This window comes from Butyrivibrio fibrisolvens (genome assembly GCF_037113525.1).
Lineage (GTDB): Bacteria > Bacillota > Clostridia > Lachnospirales > Lachnospiraceae > Butyrivibrio > Butyrivibrio fibrisolvens.
This window is the reverse complement of sequence record NZ_CP146963.1, coordinates 1158003-1179179: the sequence shown is the minus strand read 5'-3', so window position 1 is coordinate 1179179 and position 21177 is coordinate 1158003. Positions and strand designations below refer to the sequence as shown.

Genomic DNA, 21177 nt, shown 5'->3' with positions numbered 1-21177 from the left:
TCCTAACTTCCATGTACGTATAACAAAATCATTTTCCAATATATAAAGCCTTAAAACAATGTCACGCTGTGCTATTATCTTCCCAATTATTACCATAAAAAATAGCGCCGGTTTCCACATTTCCGGCGCCATTTTTGAAAGACAATGTGAATATGTGACTTTTGCGTAGTTTCTTAAATACAAATACTAAATACAATCATCTGATTATTTTTACACCTTTTCACAAATGGATTACTTTACAAGAGCTTCTTTTTCTTAAAGAAGGTAACACAAACCACTACAATCAGTACGCACACTATACCAGTAAAATGTTGTTTGTTACTTTACCTGCGTTCTAAATTCTGTTTTTGAATCACTTTATTTAAAGGTGTGGACTTATTTATTCTGGTGCATAATACGCCAGATTATTTAATGCCATGCCTTTTGTGTTATCATGGGAAAGTTACTGACAATAAAAGGCAGGATCCCTCCCCGACCAAAGTTTGGTATCCTGCCTTAGCAACTCCGTACACAGAAGTGTACGAAAACATGCAAGACAATGATAACCCTTTACGTCGAAGAAAACAATCCGATTACACCATGTTTCTACAACTCTGTCCTAAACAATCTCCAGTTCCATCAGCTCAAATGCCCTTGTGGTCAGTCAGGCTGCCTATCCGTCCATGGTTATTACAACAGATATGTTAAAACCGAGGATGGAAAAGTAATGTTCAGGATCTGCCGTGTGAAATGCGATCAGTGTGGACGCACTCACGCTATCCTTCTGTCATCAATGGTTCCTTATTCCCAGATATCATTCCAGGATCACCTTCAGATAATCACAGCTCATGAAAAAGAGACGCTTTCAAGCATCACTCTTTCCTCAGCTCTGTCTTTTGACGAGAGCAACTTTAGATACATCATCAGGATGTACCTGAAGCACTGGAAACAACGGCTTATCTCCGAACGTATTTCTGTTGATAGCGAAAGCCTTATAAGCAGCTGTTTTCAATACTTCAAGCGTCAGTTCATGCAGATTAAATGTACTCCAAATATCCTTTTCTTAAATACCACATAACCTGGCACGAACTCTCTCCTGATCCTCCATATACTTAAGAAAAAACGAAAGGAGGATCCGCCATGGATCAGGAAAAACAACAAAACATTGCTCTTATGAGATACTCTGTTATCTCTCCAATCATTTCAGGTCTCTGGGAAGACTACTCATCCCTTACGGCTTTCTTTAATGACGCCTCAGCCAAGGGAGTTTTAGCTCCTGATGGCTCGGTCAAGCACTTTGCACCACAGACCATTGAGCGCTGGTACCGTAACTACAAGAAAGGCGGTTTTGATGCTCTCATCCCTACAGGCCGTGTGGATCAGGGTCTGCCCCGAAAGCTGGATGCAGATCTTCAGGAACAGATCAGATATCTCAAAACCAACTACCCCCGCATGTCCGCAGCATCTATCCACAGACAGCTTCAGGATAACGGAAGCATAAAAGTAGGCACTGTTTCAGAATCAACAGTCAACCGCTACGTCAATCAGCTCTCACTTGAAATGAAGACCACCACAAACCCTGACATGCGACGTTACGAGCGCCCACACATCAACGAGGTATGGTGCGGAGATTCAAGCGTTGGCCCCTATCTTAAGACCGATGATGGCAAGAAGCATAAAGTCTACATCATTGCCCTTATCGATGATGCAAGCAGGTTCATCGTAGGCATAGATGTTTTCTTCAATGACAACTTTGTTAACCTCATGTCTGTCATAAAATCAGCAGTTGCAAAGTATGGACGTCCACAGATGTTCAACTTTGACAATGGCAGTTCCTACAAGAACAAGCAGATGGAACTCCTTGCCGCCCGCATCGGCTCAGTCATCCATTATGACCAGCCTTACACGCCTACACAGAAAGCAAAGATCGAGCGCTGGTTCCGCACCATGAAAGATCAGTGGATGTCAGGCCTCGACATCAGGGATTTCCATTCCCTCGATGAACTCAGAGGTAATCTCTTTGCCTATGTGCAGAAGTACAATCAGACCGTACATTCTTCCTTAAACGGAAGATCACCGCAGGACAGATACTTCTCAGAACCAAATCTTTTCCACCGCCTCAGCGATGAAGAGATAGACCACTCCTTCCTCCTCGAAATCGAAAGAAGAGTCTCGGCTGATAATGTCATCACCATAGACCAGGTTGAATACGAAGTGGACTGCCGTTTTTCAAAGCAGCATATCAAGCTCCGCTATTCTCCAGGGCTTGACGAAATTTACATTGTTGAAGCCGATGGAACACTTACGCCAATCCGTCTCCTAAACAAAGTGGAGAATTCCAAAGTTAAGAGAGACAAGGTACATATCTGCAGAGGAGAAGACTGATGGAATACTTTACACGCTACGGGCTTGAGTTTAACCCATTTATCAAGAACTCAAGGGAGATAATCGTTGATACCGCAGAACACAGGGAAGCCCTGTTCCGCCTTGACTACCTGGCCAAGACCAAAGGATTCGGCCTGCTCACCGGAAGTCCCGGTAGAGGCAAGACAACTGTCATAAGGCACTGGTCATCATCGCTGAATCCCTCGCTGTATAAAGTTATATATTCAAGTCTTTCCACCCTGACCCCGAATGATTTCTACAGAAATCTTGTTTCAGAGTTTGGCGCCCAGCCTGCATTCAAGAAACCAAGTAATTTCAAGATCATCCAGGAAGAAGTCACACGCCTGTCCGTTGAAAAGAGGAAAACGCCTGTGATCATCATTGATGAAGCGAACTATATCAACAATGCCATCCTTAACGATCTCAAGATTCTTTTTAACTTTGAGATGGATTCCAGGGACAGAGCAGTCATTCTGCTTGCCGGACTTCCGAACCTTAATTCCACACTTGGGCTTGGTATTCATGAACCCCTCAGGCAGAGAATCGTCATGAACTACAACCTTGATGGTGTGACCAAGGAAGAAGGCCGCAGCTATATCTCTGAAAAGCTCAAAGGTGCTGGCTGTAATCAGACCATCTTTGATGATGCAGCAATGGAAGCAATACTCAACGCAGCTGATGGTACTCCGCGTCTCATAAACAAGTACTGTAACGCCAGCCTCCTTATAGGTGACAGCGCCAAAGCTGATCTCATTACAACCGACATCGTCATGCAGGCAGTCAATGACTGCGAACTTGGTTAGGATTACATCCCTCACTCATTTAAAGTGCGTGAGGGATGATTTCATTTATATAATCTGAAAATCAGGTGTCAAACAATCTGACTGAACCCTTTGTCTGACCCCCTATGCAGCCTCATTTAAAGTGAAGATTGAGGACTCATTTAATGTGCCGGACAACAGTAAAAGGATATGCCCACTTCTCGTCGAGCTCGGGCATGTACTTAAAGTTCATTCCGTACCATCCAACGATAAGAGTCAGTGGCATGAAGATACTTGATATAACTGTGAGATATGCAAGGTTACTGTTCTGCTTCTCATCAGTTTTGGACTGGCAGAATTCGCGAAGCTGGATAGTGAATTCTACAAGGGAAGTTACTCTTTCATAGAGTCTTTGGATTCTCTGGTTTACAAGGTGGAAATATCTTTCGTTGCTTGCCATGAAGAATTCATTCTCGTTTTCTTCAAATTCCTGGCACACATCCATCAGTTCCAGATAGTGAATCTTAAGATCCCTGAGATGATTTCTTATCTCTGCGATCTTCATAAGTACATTATCTGTATGGCCGCCGAATATCTGCTTTTCTATCTCATCAAGGTTCCTGTCATAAGATGCCAGAAGTTCTGCATCGTTATATATTATCTGTTCAAGGAAATCATACAGAAATCTTTCAAGACATGGATTGAAAAGTTTCTTGGTTGTGGCGATCTTTTCGATGATCTCTGCTGCAAGACCATTATCATCAACGAAGATTATTCCTTTTTCATCGAGGGAAAAAGTGAATTCGCCTGCTTTATTTGGCATATCATGTCTGTCTAATATAGAGAACTTACCTGTAATTGAGTCGTAGTTAACCTCAGCTCTGGTACCACTTCCTGACCTGAAATAGATATCCCATTCAATACCCATGTCAAAATCGGTGCCGCGCTCTTTCCACTCTTCATTTGTCATGACTACGACATATTGGAAATCGAGATTTTTATATGATTTAAGTTCGATAGGCTCGAGTTTTTCTTTGATCTTATAGCTTTTCATATGCCCTCCCTACTAGTGATATTTCTTTTTTCATACTTGCGGATTTCTGATTCAAAGTTGCGAAAACATATCCATTTCTATATATTACAATATCTGTCCGTCTGCCACAAATATAGTGAAAAAAGCAAGATGGACAACGTTTTTTAGCTCTTCATCTAATATAAACACCTGGCATTATTGATTTTTTTTAATGCAACATCGTAGCGATTTTATTATCATCTAACCTGTCGCTTGACACTCATCTAATATACGTATATGATAACAATGAAAGATGTGTTAGATATTCATCTAATGTTTTCGGAACACGTCAAATGACAATCAAATATCAGGGAGAATGCGTATGAGTACCAAGTATGGAAAGTTATTCAAAAACAAAAACTACTGTAAAGATCTTGCTTCAACTGTTGTTAACCGTTTTGGTGATTCTGTAGATGCCATTGCCTCTTCATGGATCGTATATGAACTCACAGGTCAGGCTGCCTGGTCTGCTATTATATATGCTATCAACCGCCTTCCCACTATTTTTGTCACACCTCTTGTAGGTCCATGGGTTGAAAATCATTGTAAAAAGAACATCATGATCATAACCGATATAATACGCGCCATCTGCGTTGGCATTATGGCTACAGGTCTTATGATGGGCTTTTTGAATGCTCCGCTTTATTGGTCTTTTAAGTCTTGTTATATCCACAGCAGAAGCCTTCCGTTCACCAGCAGGCACTGCAATGTTCCCTATGATCGTTGATAAAGAGTCTTATAATGAAGCTATATCTCTTAACACTTCAATTTCTTCCATAACAGAGCTCGTCGGAACCGGTATGGCTGCAGCTATCATCGCTCTTATTGGAAGTAGCGGAGCCATCTATCTTGATATGGTAACATTCATTCTTTCCGCTCTCTTCATTGCATGGATGAAACTCCCTAAAGAAGAACTCAAAAAAGAAGCTACTGCAAGCGTTTCAGGCTATATACATGAACTTAAAGACGGATTTAAATACTGCGCTGGCAAAAAAATCCTTGTAGTATTCGCATTCGTAGCTCTGTTTTTAAATGGTATACTTGTTCCCATCAATAGCCTTCAGACTCCTATTATGACTGAAGTTTTAAAAGGCGGCCCGGAGCTCCTTTCCATCATGGGAATCACAATCACAGTTTCAACACTCCTCGGCTCACTTTTATTCCCTTCTATCAGAAAATTTCTGACAGGCAAAGCTTCTATAATCATGATGATAGGCCTCATCGTTATGTTCTATATCGGCCTTGTTGCAGCACAGCCCCTTTATGAAAAGAGATTTGGAGCTGCCATTGTTCTGATCGTTCTGTGTGCATCACTTGGCTTTGGAGTAGCTCTTGGAAACATGTATATAAGCGTTGAAATGTTCAATGTTATAGATAAATCCTACCTCGCAAGAGTATCCGGTATCGGAGGTGCCATTTCCTGTGCCATCACACCTGTAGCTGCATTTATCATCGGAATTGTGGTAAAATTTACATCAACACAGACTATTTTGATAATCGCAGGTATTATTGCTTTCCTTTTTGGTATCTACATGCTCACAACCAGTTCTAAAGCTATCGAAGAAGCTGAAGCCGAGATGAAACAGAAAAATGCTCAGAGTAAAGAAATGGCAGATGCCATCTCAAATACAGAAGAAGGCCATAAAAATCCCGAACCTGTGTGCTGACTTGTTCATCTTTTATCCTATTACAAAACATATGGATTTAAAAATAATATGACGTAAGGGTCAAAAGTCATTTCGATTCGAGCTTGCTCGAAATCGAATATGAATTTATGACCCGCAAAACATGAGCAAAGTAGCACGTAGTGCGGATTTGCGAATGTTTTAGGGCGCAAGACATCCGGGGGATGTCTGCTTTGCGCCGACCGGAGTGGAACGTAGATGTGAGAGTTTCGAAGAAACGGAACAATCCGTTAGTCATAAGGTGTCAAAAGGAACTTTTGACACCTACCTCATAGCATAAATAAATCAAATACCCCTTTGGAGGAGCCGATGAATAACTATTCTTATAAAATACAATACGTTGGAGAAAGCCTTGCGCTACTTAATATCTTATCTCATCCCGCTCCCTATGTTTCCACCTATATGGCAGAAAGCGCCGACAAACACGGAATCGTTCCCGGTCCCGAGGAAAAAAGCTCGTAGAAGAACTATCCTCTATCGAAGAAGATGCCAGAAAAGAATTTAAAGACGACCTTGAAACTATCGGATACTATTTTTCCAGCAAAGGCCAGTTTGTCATTTCTTTTGTAAATATTCTATTCGTAAACGAGGGTAGCAGCTGCCCATTTGACGATATCGCAGATAATATCTCAGTTAAGGATTACAAAAAATACTTATCCGAGATAGATGAAAACAAATACAATAAGTTCTTTTTTCAAATGGTAAAGAGCATTGAATCAAATTCTTCCGAAGGTGACGATAAAGAAGACGTATCTTCCACCGAGATCTTCGATGCCATATTTGAAGCCAATCTAAGTGACAGCGATAAGTTAAAGCTTCAAAAACTTTACCTCCACCGTGATGAGCACATAGAAATCCTCTTCCCTCTTCTCGAACGCGCTGCTAAGATCATCAAGAAGCACGAAAAAAAGCTCGAAGCCTTCGGCCAAAGAACCATTGAATATACTAAAAAAGAAGTTGGAAAAGAGCCTTTTATTGAGTTCATAATGAAGAAGTTATTCTCAGGTGATACCACCGAAGAAAACACTTACCCCAAGGATAGCATCATCCACATATCCTATCTCCAGTGCTCCAAGATAAGCTTCAGCATCAGAGGTGATTCATTAGAATCCTCCCTTCCAAGAGTCCTGATCGGAGCTATCTTCAGCGATAGCCTGACTTTCGATTCTGTTATCAAAAACAGGAACATGCTAACAGAAGAAAGGGCTCTCACAATTTTAAAGCTCCTGTCCGATAAAAGTAAGCTCGAAATCCTCGAGCTCACCAAAAACGAAGCCATGTACGGTGCCCAGCTCGCTGGTAAGCTCGGTCTTACCACTGCAACAATCTCCCACCATACATCAGCGCTTTTTGACCAGAACCTATTACATATAGAAAAAGTTGATTCTAAAATTTATTTTAAGCAATACCAGGAGACCATTAAAGCACTAATACGTTATCTCGAAAGCACGCTACTTAATTAACTAAAACTAATCAACTCTAGCTTCGCACATATAAGACATTGCCAAAAACTCGAAGATTCCAGAGGCTGGTAGTTGATAAATGATTTTGTGGTCTTTGAAAATTATATTAAATTCAAGAGCTTGATAGATGGAATAATATATTCTTGTAAGGGATTCATTGTTTGAGCGAAGCGAGTTTATGAATCCCAGAATATATTATTCCAGATATCATGCCTTGAATTTAATATAATTTTCACGACCACAAAATCATTTATCAACTATCGGCCTCTGGAATCTTCTCCCTTTGCGACAATCTCACCCAAACCAAAAGCGAGTAGACATGAAGCCTACCCGCTTTTGGTTTGAAGTATTTATTGAAATTTTTAGGAAACAGCAGTTTTAGTGAGCAAGTGACAGTTTTTCTTCTGTACTGCTCTTTGAAATTGTAAATGATGCGCTTGCATCGCCTTCTTCCGCTACATAAGAGCCTCTAAAGCCCTCAACTGTAGCTCGTCCATTCTCATCTGTATGAACTGTATATTCTGTATGCCACTCTTCCTTGATAAGTCTCTTGATCTCAAGGTAAGAAGGCTTAGGCGTTCCATCTTTTCTCAGAAGACCGCTTGGAGCTCCAAGCCATGCACCATCTGCAAGATCCCAGCCAGTTACAGCTTCAACCAAAGGATGCTCGAAAAGGACATGATACATTTCAGACCATTCCTTCTTCTGGCGCTCTTCTCCTTCAGGAGTTGAAGGCCACTCATCAACCTGATAGTCATTAAGATCCACGATATCAGGTGGCATAAGGTGTCCTGACACGAGTGTATTCTCTGTAAAGTGAAGCGGAAGTCCGAAGAATGAGAATCTCTCAAGAATATCTTCAAGCTTCTCTTTGCCCATATATCCCTGATGCTGGTGTGTCTGGATTCCGATAGCTGAGATCGGAACTCCTGCATTAAGACATCCGTCGATCAGTATTCTGTAACTTTCTGAAAGGTTAAAGTCATTGATAAGGAGTGTCGCATCCGGATTAGCAGCCTTGGCAGCTTCGAATACTTCCTTAATAAGGCGGATTCTTCCTAAATCCTTACATATTCTTGTAATAGCATTATCATACTTATCAAATACAGGCATGATAACAACTTCATTGATAACATCCCAGATATCGATAGTACCCTTAAAAGCTGTTACGTCGCGGTTAATTCTGTCGAGCTGCTTCTGAAGGATAGTTGCATTATCATAATTCATGAGCCAGTCAGCACATACTGTATGCCAGCAAAGTGGGTGTCCCTTTACCTTGGCACCATGCTCTGTAAGATACTTGGCAGCATTCATTCTGCTCTCATACTGGATCTTGCCTTCAACTGGTTCATATCCTCCCCAGTAAAAAGGAAGTGTGCCGAAGTTGAACATATCAGTCCACTTATCCATTCTGTCCTGGAACATAGCTCTGGTCTTAGCCTTATCATCATCATACATGGCAAGATTCGGGCCATCCTGAGGAGCTGTAAGAGGAAGAACATCAAATGCGCCGCAGCCAAATAAGAACTCATGGCCTGTCTGTCTTATCTTAATATCCTTACCTGCAAGTGGTTTTCCATTTGCATCTGTAAAAAGAACATTTACGGATCCTTTTCTGTGTTGTAAATTGTCGCTCATAAAATAACCTCATGCTTATCAAAAATAAAGATTACTTATTTTGATTATATCTATATTACTTTAGTTACAGATAAACTCAGTGACAAAAATCTGCCCACTGTCAATTTACAATATCATAGGATTGTGATATCATACTTATCATATCTTGTTCTTAACTGGTTAAGTTTTGCTCTATATATCGCGATTTTTCCCTATCAAAAAATAATCCTTTATGTTAATACTTTTCATCTGGTAAGTATACTTAATACTTGCTAGATTTTTTTCATTAATTGCTATATTTTTAGTCTTAAATAAAATATTTTAGTTTGCTATTGTATTTTTTTTCGTAATGTTATATTATCGAGTTCGTGTTAATTTTTAACACGGAAAGTAGTAAAGTAAATAGCCTCTTTTCACAGCTATTTATAAGGATTCACAAGTAATAAAGGAGAAGAAATGGAAGACGTTAAGACAACTGTCTGTGAAGAAAAAGGACCTATCACAGACGAGCTACTCACTAAGATGAACGCCTACTGGCGTGCAGCCAATTATCTTTCAGCTGGCCAGCTCTATTTGTTAGAAAATCCTCTTCTTAAGAAGCCATTAACAATGGATATGATCAAGAAGAAAATCGTTGGTCACTGGGGAACAGTACCTGGACAGAACTTTGTTTATGTACACCTCAACCGTGCTATCAAGAGATATGACCTTGATATGATCTTATTATCAGGTCCCGGACATGGCGGAAACTTCTATGTTGCCAACACATATCTTGAAGGCTCTTACAGCGAGATCTATCCTAACATCAGCGAAGACGAAGAAGGTATGCAGAAGCTGTTCAAGCAGTTCTCATTCCCAGGCGGTGTTCCAAGCCACTGTGCACCTGAGACTCCCGGTTCTATCAACGAAGGTGGTGAGCTCGGCTATTCTATAGCACATGCATTTGGTGCTGTATTTGATAACCCAGACCTTATTGCAGCTGTTACTGTTGGTGATGGTGAGGCTGAGACAGGACCTCTTGCTACATCATGGCAGTCCAATAAGTTCCTTAACCCTAAGACAGACGGTGCTGTTCTTCCTATTCTGCACCTCAATGGATATAAGATTGCTAACCCTACTATCCTTTCACGTATCTCACACGAAGAGCTTGTGAAATATTTCGAAGGTATGGGCTGGAAGCCATATTTCGTAGAGGGTTCAGACCCTATGGATATGCACAGAAAGATGGCTGAAGCTATGGACAGCGTCATCGAAGAGATCAAGGCTATCCAGAAGCACGCTCGTGAGACAGGCGACACAACTCGTCCTGTATGGCCTATGATCGTCCTTAGAACTCCTAAGGGATGGACAGGCCCTGATTATGTAAATGGCGATAAGGTTGAAGATTACTGGAGAGCACATCAGGTTCCTGTAATGATGGATCATGATGATCACCTTGAGATCCTTACAAAGTGGCTCAAGAGCTATCATGCAGAAGAACTCTTTGATGAGAACGGTAAGCTTATCCCTGAACTTAAGGCACTTGCTCCTACTGGCAATGCACGTATCGGTGCTAACCCTCATGGTAACGGTGGTCTGCTTCTTCGTGACCTTCGTCTGCCTGACTTCCGTAAGTACGCTTTCGATGTAACAGCTCCCGGCGAAAAAGACGGACAGGATATGACAGAACTTGGTAAGTTCGTTCGTGATATCATCAAGCTCAACAAGGAATCACGCAACTTCCGTGTATTTGGTCCTGATGAAACCAACTCCAACAGACTTAATGCTGTATTCGATGAGACAAACAGAGTATGGAATGCAGATACTCTTGATATCGATGATGCTCTTAACGCTGACGGACGTGTTATGGACTCAATGCTTTCAGAGCATATGTGCGAAGGATGGCTTGAAGGATACCTTCTTACAGGTCGTCACGGTTTCTTCGCAAGCTACGAGGCATTCATCCGTATCATCGACTCAATGGTAGCTCAGCACGCTAAGTGGCTTAAGGTTTGCAACCAGCTTCCATGGAGAGAAGAGATCGCATCTCTTAACCTTCTTCTGTCATCTAACGTATGGCAGCAGGATCACAACGGATTCACACACCAGGATCCCGGATTCATGGATCATATCGCTAACAAGAAAGCTGACGTAGTACGTCTGTATCTTCCACCAGATGCTAACTGCCTGCTCTCTACTTTCGATCACTGCGTAAGAAGCCGTAACTATGTAAACGTTATCGTTGCTTCTAAGCATCCTCGTCCACAGTGGCTCACTATGGAACAGGCTGTTAAGCACTGCACACAGGGTATCAGTATCTGGGATTGGGCTTCCAATGACCAGGGGCAGGAACCTGATATCATCTTCGCTTGTGCAGGTGAGACACCTACACTCGAGGCACTTGCAGCTGTATCAATCCTTAACAAGGAACTTCCTGAAGTTAAGATCAGATTCATCAACGTTGTCGACCTGTTCAAACTTCAGCCTGCATCAGAGCACCCTCACGGTCTCTCACACGCTGAATATGACATGCTCTTCACAACTGATAAGCCTGTAATCTTCAACTTCCACGGCTATCCTACACTTATTCACGAGCTTACATATCGTCGTCACAACAACAGACTTATGCACGTTCGCGGATACCAGGAAGAAGGAACTATCACAACTCCTTTCGATATGAGAGTTCAGAACAACATCGATAGATTCCACCTTGTACAGGATGCTCTTAAGTATCTTCCACAGCTTGGAAACCGTGGTGCTTATCTCTACCAGCGTATGAGCGACAAGCTTGTTGAGCACAAGCAGTACATCCACGAGGTAGGTCTTGATCTTCCTGAAGTTGCTGACTGGAAATGGGAGAAATAATAGTCCTGTAATGGCTACTTTTGCTGGCACTTTTAAGTGACCGGGAATTATATAAAATTGGCGAGGGTCAGATTTGGCCCTCGCTTTTTTTATACCCATAATATACCTTATCCATGTCTAATACTATAATTCTTCTATCGAACCCTATATAATAAAAGTGAACCATATATTTCGTAATTCGCTTTACCATATAAGGAGAACCATATGAAAGACAATCTGGCCATAATCGCACTTGAATCCTTTCAGGAACAGGGGATAAAGATAAACAGCACTCTTTGTAAATGGCGTGAATCCGAAAACTACCTGATCCCATGCAAATGTCCACGCTTTAGCAGCGGCGAAGCCAAAGGTATGATCTCTGAATCCGTCAGGGATAAGGACCTTTATATAATGGTCGACGTATGCAACAATTCTCTCCGTTACAAGATGGACGGCGAGATGAATCGCATGTCTCCGGATGATCATTATCAGGATCTAAAGCGCATAATCGTGGCATGTAATGGTAATGCTGCAAGGATCACTGTAGTAATGCCGTTTATGTATGAAGGTCGTCAGCACAGGAAGGTCACAAGAGAATCTCTTGACTGCGCTATCATGCTCAAAGAGCTGGAATTTCTTGGCGTCAACAGAGTCGTAACTTTTGATGCCCATGATCCAAGAATAGCCAATGTTGTGCCTCTTATTGGACTTGAAAATGTATCTCCTGCTCTTCAGTTCACTCAAGGGTTTCTTACCGAATACGAAGATATTCAGATTGACAAAGATCACCTTATGTTCATCGCTCCTGATGAGGGCGCTACAGAACGCGTTGTATTCCTTGCATCTGTTTACGGCGTAAATATTGGTATGTTCTATAAAAGGCGTGATTATTCCAATATCGTAGATGGTACTAATCCTATAATCGCCCACGATTTCTGCGGCGGAGATCTTAACGGAATGGATGCTATCGTTGTTGACGATATGATAGCATCAGGTGGCAGCATAATCGATGTATGCAAACAGATCAAAAGCAGAGGTGCCAGAAGAGTATTTATCTTCTCAACCTTTGGACTTTTTTCAAGCGGATTTGAAAAGCTGGATAAAGCTTATGAAGAGGGGCTTTTCGACAGAATATTCACGACTAACCTTGTATATCAGAAAAAAGAGCTGCTTGAAAAAGAATACTACTGCAGCATAAATATGAATCGCTATATTGCAGCTATCATCGATAATCTGAACAAGAACGAAAGCATGCAGGCTCTCGTTAAGCCTGAAAAGAGAATTAAAGAAATGATAGCAAGCTATTTAAAACAATAAAAAACGCTTCCTCTAAAGCAGTTTGGCAAATTGCCTTATCTACTTTGGAGGAAGCTTTTTTGTATCACTCCCTTGCAGAATGCGTCTGCTCTTTTTCTTCATACATCATTTCGTCCATATGTCTGAAGAAGCTGTCCATGTCATCATTTTTATGATCATACAAACTGTATCCCATTGAAAGAGACAGTTTGTATGGTCTGTTTTCGGTATCATTAAATTTGGCAAGTTCTTTTTTGACATTAAGAATTGCCTTTTTCAGCTCATCTTCATTAGCATCCTTCATCAGAAGGATAAACTCATCTCCTGCAAATCTTATTGCAATCGCTTTGTCCGGCTTTGCAATCGTAAGAACCCATGCAACATCTGTCAGAGCTTTATCTCCGGACGTATGACCATAGGTATCATTGATATTCTTAAAATAATCCATATCGATCATTATGCCCCCGAGCGTGCTATTTGTATCTCTTGTAAAGGCATTGAGGACATAATACAGATAGGCTCTGTTATAAAGCCCTGTAAGCGTATCAAGATATGAAAACTCATTCTGGATAGACATGTAGATCGAAGTAATACCTACCGCCAAAGAAACCCATATAAGTGATATACCATAAAAAATATTCTGTACGAGGCATCCAAGAGCGATCGGCCCCAGCATCAGAGGCAAAGGGAAAAATCTCACTTTGCCGAATCTCTTTTCATAAACATTAACAACTACAGCGCTATAGAGCATGTAGGCTGTTGCTACGATATAGTAAAAATAGCTGAGTGGAAGCCTGTGATAAATGTTGTTCTCATCTATATAGAAAACTACAGGATAAAACAGGTTGATGATGCATATTACTATTAGGATAATCCCAGGAATCATAAGATATTTATATCTTTCTTTGATCCTGGTCTCAGACTTATAGAGCTTAAGCTCCGTAAACATGCACCAGCCGATAGCAAAGATCGGGTTAGCTATAAAGCAGTATGTATTGCCGAGCAGATTGATGATATAAAACAAAACGCCATCTTTCCCATCACTATAAAACATCAGGAAATCCACAACGCAGGCTACTGCTGACAGGATGCCGATGGCAGAAAAAATCTTATATTCAGTTAATTTATCTGACATTCTTATGCGGCTGCTGATGAGCATTGCAAGAAGTAATATAAATCCGCAATAATCCGCTACCGCTATAGCGATAAGATTCATCCACGAGCTCCATCTTTTATCGTCAATGCAAATAAAGTTAAAGGCTCCATGGTATTTCTCGGCAAATTAATTAATAGTCTTTAGTATTATTGTCTAATACTCTTTTGCAAATAAAACGACCTTCCCCTAAAGTCTCCGTCAAGTTCACTTCCAAAGGTGCTTACAACCTTGTAGCCTTCAAGATATTTATGTATATCAGGATTGGCGCCATCTTCAAAGGTATGTACTATAAGCAGCGCTTCATCTCCTAGTTCTCTTAAGACTGCCTGATGACCTGTAAGATTATTATAATCATTACACTCACAGTCTATTACAGTCGTCATGCCGTCTTTAATGATATGCCTAACTTCTTCATAGAATGTGATAGCCTTATTAACCGCATCCCAGGACTCCTCACCAATATCAAATATCTCGCCGCTAAGGCACATCCTTCCAAGGAATGTAGAGTTTAATATATAGTTGACCCTGTCCAAATCATCTGCTGCCCTTAGAACCGCCCAGATCTGGCTCTGCTCGGGTCTTATCAGCCTGTGAAGATTAGCTGCTATTACAGGAATACTCCTACATTCATGCGCATCAGAAAAGCTTGCCTGTGATACAAGTTCCATCATGGATGGCTCAAGTCTGTGACCGCCACTTGAACAGTTTTCTATAACAAGTGATGGAATCTCATCAGAAAGCTTTTTGAAGAACTTCTGAGTTCCAAGTACGCTCTGTCTAAGACCTTCACCAAGGCTCTCTGCGCCGTCGCACCCTACGCCAATAGTATCGTTATAATCAACCTTTATATAGCCAAATCCGTTCTTTTTAAGAAACTCTATGACCTTCTCAGACAGATAGTCTATGCACCAGTCATCTCTCATATCAAGGAATCTCTGACCATCAACTGTAATAGGCTCTCCAAAACGTTTTAAAAGGTGCTCTGTCTGTTCATAAAGATGTGACAGTGTTGCTGCCTTCTCAAACTCAAACCAGATGCCTGGAATAAGGCCATAGGATTTTATAAGATCTGTCATCTCCTTTATTCCATTTGGAAAAAGTTCTATGCTCTCATTCCAATCTCCTATCGTATCCCACCAGTATTTATCAGGCTGTTTGTACCAGCCGCTGTCGATAACAAGATATTTAACATTGGTGTTCTGAAGAGATTTGCAGATCTTCTCTATGTTTTCAAGAGTAGGATTCCCCCATGTCGTGCAGTATTCGTTATAAATAATGGGAAGATCCTTATCCACTTCAGAAATCCTGGGATTCTGCGCCTTTACAAGCTTGTCACAGACCTCTTCAAGGCTCTTTCCTTTAGCTACAACTGCCCTTGGAGATGTAAAGCTCTCACCCGCATGTATAGTCTTGCACCAGTGACCATAATCAAAATCTGCAAGGCCGCCGCACATAGTCACAGGATCATCATTCCTGAATACCTCTATCTGCCAACTGGATGCGCAATATATCTGAACTCCTATAAAATCCGATGTCTTGGAATTTTCAAGTACTGCAAACGGGAACCACTTACGAACAGGCATTGATCCAAGAGTCCCGAACTTTTCTACTCTCGTACCATGCTTATTCCAAGATGGTTCCATGTTAAGATCTGTCAATTTCTGGGAAATGAGCTTTCCTTCAGCGCTCCAGAATGATGTTGCCCTGTGAAGGACATCAGCTTCAATATTGTCTACACAAAATGAAGACAATAGCTCAATTGTAATATCTTCTTTAGATGTATTTTCAAACACTGTATGGCACTTTGTTACGCCATCTTCCGTGACATGGAAAGCCGTAACCCTGTAATTATCTGCTTCATAGACCGTCTTATCGGCATCTTTTTCTACTACTTTGCACCTTTTAACGCTTTCACTATTAGCCATGGATAAACCATTGGTATAGTGGCCGTTAAAGTTGTCTCCCCTTACTTTAAGCTGGAATGAAAACTCCTCCATTTAATAATTCTCCTCCTGTATATTTATGATCTCTTAAAAGAATTACAAAAGCGCACTTCTACTGTATTTTTCTGATTCAAGGCCATCTTCGTCATCCATTTAATAATAAAAAAAACTTCCGGAACATGCATCCCGGAAGTTTTGGATTTTATAACAAAATTTATTAATAATTCTCTTCGTGTACTTCAAAGTATGACTGAGGGTGATTACATACAGGACATACTTCAGGAGCCTTAGTACCAACTACGATATGTCCGCAGTTACGGCACTCCCAAACCTTAACTTCACTCTTCTCGAATACCTTAGCTGTCTCTACATTCTTAAGAAGAGCACGATATCTTTCCTCATGGTGCTTCTCAATCTCGCCAACCATACGGAACTTAGCAGCGAGTTCTTTGAAGCCTTCTTCTTCAGCTGTCTTAGCGAAGCCTTCATACATATCTGTCCACTCATAGTTCTCGCCATCAGCAGCTGCTGCAAGATTAGCCTTGGTATCTCCGATGCCCTTAAGCTCTTTGAACCACATCTTAGCATGCTCTTTCTCATTGTCTGCTGTCTTTAAGAAAAGAGCTGCGATCTGCTCATAGCCCTCTTTCTTTGCAACAGATGCAAAGTAAGTGTATTTATTTCTTGCCTGAGATTCACCTGCAAATGCTGTTTCAAGGTTCTTCTCTGTCTGTGTACCTGCGTATGGATTTGTATTAGCCATGTCTTTATCCCCTTCCTTTGCCATTGGTTTGAATTCCGATTTGGGCTGATGACAACACGGACAAGTCCAGTCATCCGGCAGCTTGTCAAAAGGAACGCCTTCCTTTTCTTCGTCATATATGTATCCACATACCTGACACACGTACTTCATAGCCTGTCTCCTTTCTTTGAAAACAAACGCCTATATACCAATGATAACATATGAAAAGGACTTTACAAGACACAAAATAACTTAAGGGTTTTTAATAATTATTTCAGGCTTTAGCACTCTTTTCGTCCCTGTTATACAGCATTTTAAGAAGAAGAGGTGTTGAAATTGAGCTGATGATTATAAGTAGTATTACTGCAGAAAAGTATTCATTTGATATAACTCCTGCATCAAGACCCTTGTTGGTAACGATCAGGGCAACTTCACCCCTTGTCATCATTCCAAAACCGATCTTAAGAGAATCTGACCAGCCGAATTTAAGTGCTCTTGATACAAGGCCACATCCGACAACTTTTCCAAGAAGTGCAACAGCTACAAATGCTATAGAGAAAACAAGGAGTGTTCCATCCATAGACTCAAAGCTTGTCTTAAGGCCTATTCCGGCAAAGAATACAGGAGCAAAAACAAGGTAAGAGCTGATATCAACACGACGCTCAATATATGTAGCATCAGAAAGGTTACAAAGTACGATACCTGCTACATAAGCGCCTGTAATATCCGCAATTCCGAAATATTTCTCAGCTACATAAGCCATTGCAAGGCAATATGCAAGTGATGCGATCGTAATTCTTCTGGTGTGCTCATATCTTGTATCAAGCCATGCAAACACCTTATATACGACAAAACCTGTCACGGCAGCAAGGGCAAAGAAAAGAACTGACTTAACTATAACAATTCCTGCATTCTGAGTAGTATCGCGAAGTCCCAGAACCATTGTAAGAACAATAATTCCGATTACATCATCTATGATAGCCGCACTCATAATAGTAGTTCCGATAGTACCTGAGAGCTTACCCATCTCTTTAAGAGCTGCAACAGTAATACTTACGCTAGTAGCAGTCATGATAGTTCCTATGAAAAGAGCTTTAGTGAACTCTTCTGTACCGTAAGCGGCAAATCCATAAAAGCTCATATATAAAATAGTACCAAGAATAAGCGGGATAAAAACGCCTGCACAGGCTATTATTGTAGCTTTAACGCCTGTTTCCTTAAGCTTTTTCATGTTTGTGCCAAGGCCAGCTTCAAACATGAGCATGATAACGCCAATTTCAGCAATTCCTGAGATAAATGAAGACTCTTCTACTATTCCAAGAAAGCATCCACCTATTATAAGACCTGCTATGATCTCACCTACAACCTGAGGTGCCTTGAATTTCTTGGCAACAAGTCCAAAAAACTTTGCTGATAACAAAATGATCGCAAGATCCTTTAAAAACTCATACTTTTCCATCACTTTATCCTCTTTTCCCTTAGACATACAAAAAACGATAAATGTCTGCTTCACAATCATGACATTTATCGCAAATTTAGCATTTAGTGGAGTTTACAACAGTATATGTTTTAACAAATTGAAGCTGTGGTGTCAAGGTTGATATTTTCAGTTTTTTTCATAATTTTGACATTTTTTCGTTATAATCATTACCGAATGTGTTGCTTTTTGTTCTGGAACATGATAAAAATTAATAGCTGTGTTTAATTAATCTATTTAATTAGAAACACTATTAGGAGGAAAAAATATTATGATGAAGAAGAAATTAGGAGCAATCGTGCTCGCTACAACTATGATTCTTTCACTTGTTGGTTGTAGCAAAAAGAACTTCGATGGTAACTATACTGCTGAACTTGACTTCACAGACTACTTTATAGCTAGTTTTGAAGATGAAGTTGGATCAAGCGACTACGAATGGAAAGGTTCTTTCACAATGCCTTACCAGCTTGAGCTTTCAGAAGGCGAGTACAGCCTTACAGTTGATTCTAAGGCTACAGAAGAAAACTTCAGAACTTTCATGAGTGACAACATCGAAGATTATCTTTATGAAGTATTAGAAACTAATGAGGAAGATCTTCAGGAAGCTGGATTTACTTCAATTTGGGAAGTAATGGGATACTCAGATAAAGATACATTCATTGATGAGATGGTGCAGGAATTCGATATGGAAGCGCTTGAAGAAGATGAGAGCGGTGAGTACGAAATCGATGGTGATGTTGTTACACTTAAAGGTGTAGAAATCGTTGACGAAGACGGTGAGGAAGGTGAAGGATGGCCTCTTACTTATGAAGATGGCAACCTTACAGGTACTCTTGCTGGTAGCGATTTAGGTTTAGATGAGGATCTTGAAGTTGTATTCGTTCGTGACGAAGACTAATCCTAAAATAATTAAGTTTATTTTTGAACTTTAAAGAAGGGGACTGTCCACAAGGACAGTCCCCTTTAAAAATGCTTATTTTTATTTGAAATACGTTAGAGAAATCTTTAAGTAGTTTACATCAGCCACATAATACCTTATCAATTATTCTTCACAGATAGAATATCCTGTGATTGTGCAGTCAACTGCATACTGTTCGCTCTTAGAAGTATTCTTTACATATACTTCAACCTGTGCGTAGCAATCTGCTTCAGGTACATAGAAGAGGAGAATGTAAGATGATGTCTTACCCTTCTTTACCTTTGTATAGCAATTGTCATCATAACCTGTAGAGAATTTTCCAAGTGCATCACTATCAAAGTAGCTAAGTTCATTGTCTATAGCATCATCAAGTGTTTCAAGTGCTTCATAAGCTGACTCATAGCTCCAATCATCCTCATCAAGCATGTTGATTACATCATCAAACCAGTAGATAGGCTTATCAATATAATAATCAAGAACTTCAGCATCAACATCTACATCTGCGCTATTTGAAGAAGTTGTATCATCATCTTCGATTCCTTCTCTGAATGATTCAATATAACCTTCTTCATCTGGCTCCATCTCAGAAAGAAGTTCAACGAACTCGTTAGTCATAAATGAGATCTCATCATCATAGTACATCTCATATTCGCTTCCGAAAGATGTCTCAAATCTCTCTATTCGGGAATTCTTATCAATGTCAGCTGTATAGCTTGCATCATAATCTTCCATTTCAGCTTCGATTGTTTTTCCTTCGTTACCCTTTTCCCACTCAGCAGATGAATAATATGTAAGGGTTCCAATTGCGATTGAATAACCTGACTCTTCAAGATCTCCAAAATCATATGTATCTACCTGAATATCATCTTTGGATCCTCCAGCAGGAATAACGTACTGTGTCCAGCTCTTCTTTTCAGGATATGTAACTATAAGGTATGCTGCTTCATCAATATCATCTTCGTATGTAAGGATCTCCATGTAGATATTATCAGATGCAAGGATGTATGATGGAAGTACTGCTTCATCTCCACTCTCATATGTTACTGTGCAAGATCCTGAAAGACCGATACAAGATGAATCGTATATTGTATCAAGTGCATCATCCAGAACATCTTCTGCATCGCCATAATCCTTTTTAGATTTGTTTTTTGAATTGTCATCCTGATCGTCTTTTTTCTTTTTCTTTGAATTGTCCTTCTGATCGTCTTTGGATGACTGTGAATTATTATTTGAGGAACCACCTTTAGCAAATGAAGTTGTTCCCAAGCATCCAAATACCATTGATGCTGTACATGTTCCTGCTATTAACATAGTTGCGATTTTTCTTCTCATTGTCTTTTCCTCTCATATTCTTATTTGCAATTTAAAGTTCGTTGTTAGTGTTTGTCAGTGGCTTATGTCCTCCTGACATATATTACATTATCACTTGCACAAAAATTAGTTTCATAATCCGACAAAAAGCATTTTTTATACGACGAAATGCAAAAAATGTACTTTTTTGTCTTATAAACCATAGTCCAAAACACTGTGCTATAATTGAAGAAAGCAAGTATTTACGCGCCTTTTCAGATTATAATGTATATTTTTTGTATGAATAGGGAGTCAAAATGGAGGATCAAATGGAGAATTCCTTTAAGTATTTTGAAAACAGAGACTGCAAATATTATCCTTGTCACAAGGGTTTAGAGCATATCAACTGCCTCTTTTGCTATTGTCCTTTATATTTTAAAGATGAATGTCCTGGGAATCCAAAGTATATTGAAAAGGGAGATAAAACAATAAAAAGCTGTATAGACTGTACCTTCCCACATGAAGCGGATAATTATGGAGAGATACTAAAGAGGCTTATTCCATAAGAT

General features: G+C 40.3%; 17 protein-coding genes and 1 pseudogene. 10 read left to right on the top strand and 8 right to left on the bottom strand.

Going from position 1 to position 21177, the window contains the following annotated elements; genetic code table 11:
* Positions 1 to 538: 538 nt before the first annotated feature.
* The 3 genes from WAA20_RS04685 to WAA20_RS04675 all read left to right on the top strand — a co-directional run bounded on the left by WAA20_RS04685 (position 539) and on the right by WAA20_RS04675 (position 3167).
* Positions 539 to 1057 carry a DUF6431 domain-containing protein gene (locus WAA20_RS04685; RefSeq protein WP_139263575.1) on the top strand — a complete coding sequence of 173 codons (519 nt, stop codon included), beginning with the start codon at positions 539 to 541 and terminating at the stop codon, positions 1055 to 1057.
* A 62-nt stretch (positions 1058 to 1119) separates the two neighbouring features.
* A complete protein-coding gene (locus tag WAA20_RS04680) occupies positions 1120 to 2364 on the top strand; it encodes a DDE-type integrase/transposase/recombinase (protein WP_026512086.1) in 1245 nt (414 codons plus the stop codon).
* Complete coding sequence (locus tag WAA20_RS04675; protein ID WP_073384787.1) at positions 2364 to 3167, top strand: AAA family ATPase; 804 nt, start codon at positions 2364 to 2366, stop codon at positions 3165 to 3167. Before WAA20_RS04680 ends, WAA20_RS04675 begins: the two co-directional genes overlap by 1 nt.
* Before the next feature lie 136 nt (positions 3168 to 3303).
* Here WAA20_RS04675 and WAA20_RS04670 read toward each other — a convergent pair whose 3' ends face one another.
* On the bottom strand, positions 3304 to 4179 hold the full coding sequence (locus WAA20_RS04670; protein ID WP_338802312.1) for a CorA family divalent cation transporter: 876 nt from the start codon (positions 4177 to 4179) through the stop codon (positions 3304 to 3306).
* 340 nt (positions 4180 to 4519) lie between these two features.
* Here WAA20_RS04670 and WAA20_RS04665 point away from each other — a divergent pair, with 340 nt between their 5' ends.
* The 3 genes from WAA20_RS04665 (at position 4520) to WAA20_RS04655 (ending at position 7345) form a co-directional block, all read left to right on the top strand.
* The gene (locus WAA20_RS04665; RefSeq protein ID WP_338802310.1) at positions 4520 to 4924 is read left to right on the top strand and encodes a hypothetical protein; all 405 of its coding nucleotides are present in this window, start codon (positions 4520 to 4522) and stop codon (positions 4922 to 4924) included.
* Positions 4905 to 5864, top strand: coding sequence for an MFS transporter (locus WAA20_RS04660; protein WP_338802308.1), 960 nt, complete (start codon positions 4905 to 4907; stop codon positions 5862 to 5864). The genes WAA20_RS04665 and WAA20_RS04660 overlap by 20 nt, the downstream gene beginning before the upstream one ends.
* A gap of 716 nt (positions 5865 to 6580) precedes the next feature.
* Complete coding sequence (locus WAA20_RS04655; RefSeq protein ID WP_338802306.1) at positions 6581 to 7345, top strand: helix-turn-helix transcriptional regulator; 765 nt, start codon at positions 6581 to 6583, stop codon at positions 7343 to 7345.
* 378 nt (positions 7346 to 7723) lie between these two features.
* On the opposite strand, the gene WAA20_RS04650 is transcribed toward WAA20_RS04655, so the two are convergent.
* The gene (locus WAA20_RS04650; RefSeq protein ID WP_073387369.1) at positions 7724 to 8983 is read right to left on the bottom strand and encodes an endo-1,4-beta-xylanase; all 1260 of its coding nucleotides are present in this window, start codon (positions 8981 to 8983) and stop codon (positions 7724 to 7726) included.
* Positions 8984 to 9418: 435 nt separating this feature from the next.
* Between WAA20_RS04650 and WAA20_RS04645 the strand changes: the two genes are divergently transcribed.
* Both WAA20_RS04645 and WAA20_RS04640 read left to right on the top strand, forming a co-directional pair.
* Entirely contained in the window at positions 9419 to 11806 is a 2388-nt protein-coding gene (locus WAA20_RS04645) for a phosphoketolase (RefSeq protein WP_073387371.1), read from the top strand.
* A gap of 204 nt (positions 11807 to 12010) precedes the next feature.
* On the top strand, positions 12011 to 13102 hold the full coding sequence (locus WAA20_RS04640; RefSeq protein ID WP_073387372.1) for a ribose-phosphate pyrophosphokinase: 1092 nt from the start codon (positions 12011 to 12013) through the stop codon (positions 13100 to 13102).
* 64 nt (positions 13103 to 13166) lie between these two features.
* Here WAA20_RS04640 and WAA20_RS04635 read toward each other — a convergent pair whose 3' ends face one another.
* The 5 genes and pseudogenes from WAA20_RS04635 to WAA20_RS04615 form a co-directional block, all read right to left on the bottom strand.
* On the bottom strand, positions 13167 to 14297 hold the full coding sequence (locus WAA20_RS04635; protein ID WP_073387374.1) for a GGDEF domain-containing protein: 1131 nt from the start codon (positions 14295 to 14297) through the stop codon (positions 13167 to 13169).
* An 86-nt stretch (positions 14298 to 14383) separates the two neighbouring features.
* The gene (locus WAA20_RS04630; RefSeq protein ID WP_073387375.1) at positions 14384 to 16234 is read right to left on the bottom strand and encodes a glycoside hydrolase family 36 protein; all 1851 of its coding nucleotides are present in this window, start codon (positions 16232 to 16234) and stop codon (positions 14384 to 14386) included.
* Between the two features lie 163 nt (positions 16235 to 16397).
* Entirely contained in the window at positions 16398 to 16943 is a 546-nt protein-coding gene (gene rbr / locus WAA20_RS04625; RefSeq protein WP_242951169.1) for a rubrerythrin, read from the bottom strand.
* Positions 16944 to 16985: 42 nt separating this feature from the next.
* Positions 16986 to 17093 (bottom strand): annotated as a pseudogene (locus WAA20_RS04620) (rubredoxin); the annotation flags it as partial.
* 103 nt (positions 17094 to 17196) lie between these two features.
* A complete protein-coding gene (locus WAA20_RS04615) occupies positions 17197 to 18408 on the bottom strand; it encodes a cation:proton antiporter (RefSeq protein WP_338802300.1) in 1212 nt (403 codons plus the stop codon).
* Positions 18409 to 18670: 262 nt separating this feature from the next.
* Between WAA20_RS04615 and WAA20_RS04610 the strand changes: the two genes are divergently transcribed.
* On the top strand, positions 18671 to 19297 hold the full coding sequence (locus WAA20_RS04610; RefSeq protein WP_073387378.1) for a hypothetical protein: 627 nt from the start codon (positions 18671 to 18673) through the stop codon (positions 19295 to 19297).
* Between the two features lie 144 nt (positions 19298 to 19441).
* Here the strand turns inward: WAA20_RS04610 and WAA20_RS04605 are convergent, their stop codons facing one another.
* A complete protein-coding gene (locus WAA20_RS04605; protein ID WP_073387380.1) occupies positions 19442 to 20650 on the bottom strand; it encodes a hypothetical protein in 1209 nt (402 codons plus the stop codon).
* Between the two features lie 287 nt (positions 20651 to 20937).
* Between WAA20_RS04605 and WAA20_RS04600 the strand changes: the two genes are divergently transcribed.
* The gene (locus tag WAA20_RS04600) at positions 20938 to 21174 is read left to right on the top strand and encodes a cysteine-rich small domain-containing protein (protein WP_073387381.1); all 237 of its coding nucleotides are present in this window, start codon (positions 20938 to 20940) and stop codon (positions 21172 to 21174) included.
* Positions 21175 to 21177 lie beyond the last annotated feature (3 nt).

Coding starts and splice junctions, on each gene's coding strand:
- WAA20_RS04685 (WP_139263575.1), top strand. CDS start 539: ATGATAACCCTTTACGTCGAAGAAAACAATCCGATTACACCATGTTTC.
- WAA20_RS04680 (WP_026512086.1), top strand. CDS start 1,120: ATGGATCAGGAAAAACAACAAAACATTGCTCTTATGAGATACTCTGTT.
- WAA20_RS04675 (WP_073384787.1), top strand. CDS start 2,364: ATGGAATACTTTACACGCTACGGGCTTGAGTTTAACCCATTTATCAAG.
- WAA20_RS04670 (WP_338802312.1), bottom strand. CDS start 4,179: ATGAAAAGCTATAAGATCAAAGAAAAACTCGAGCCTATCGAACTTAAA.
- WAA20_RS04665 (WP_338802310.1), top strand. CDS start 4,520: ATGAGTACCAAGTATGGAAAGTTATTCAAAAACAAAAACTACTGTAAA.
- WAA20_RS04660 (WP_338802308.1), top strand. CDS start 4,905: ATGTTCCCTATGATCGTTGATAAAGAGTCTTATAATGAAGCTATATCT.
- WAA20_RS04655 (WP_338802306.1), top strand. CDS start 6,581: ATGGTAAAGAGCATTGAATCAAATTCTTCCGAAGGTGACGATAAAGAA.
- WAA20_RS04650 (WP_073387369.1), bottom strand. CDS start 8,983: ATGAGCGACAATTTACAACACAGAAAAGGATCCGTAAATGTTCTTTTT.
- WAA20_RS04645 (WP_073387371.1), top strand. CDS start 9,419: ATGGAAGACGTTAAGACAACTGTCTGTGAAGAAAAAGGACCTATCACA.
- WAA20_RS04640 (WP_073387372.1), top strand. CDS start 12,011: ATGAAAGACAATCTGGCCATAATCGCACTTGAATCCTTTCAGGAACAG.
- WAA20_RS04635 (WP_073387374.1), bottom strand. CDS start 14,297: ATGAATCTTATCGCTATAGCGGTAGCGGATTATTGCGGATTTATATTA.
- WAA20_RS04630 (WP_073387375.1), bottom strand. CDS start 16,234: ATGGAGGAGTTTTCATTCCAGCTTAAAGTAAGGGGAGACAACTTTAAC.
- rbr (WP_242951169.1), bottom strand. CDS start 16,943: ATGGCTAATACAAATCCATACGCAGGTACACAGACAGAGAAGAACCTT.
- WAA20_RS04615 (WP_338802300.1), bottom strand. CDS start 18,408: ATGTCTAAGGGAAAAGAGGATAAAGTGATGGAAAAGTATGAGTTTTTA.
- WAA20_RS04610 (WP_073387378.1), top strand. CDS start 18,671: ATGATGAAGAAGAAATTAGGAGCAATCGTGCTCGCTACAACTATGATT.
- WAA20_RS04605 (WP_073387380.1), bottom strand. CDS start 20,650: ATGAGAAGAAAAATCGCAACTATGTTAATAGCAGGAACATGTACAGCA.
- WAA20_RS04600 (WP_073387381.1), top strand. CDS start 20,938: ATGGAGAATTCCTTTAAGTATTTTGAAAACAGAGACTGCAAATATTAT.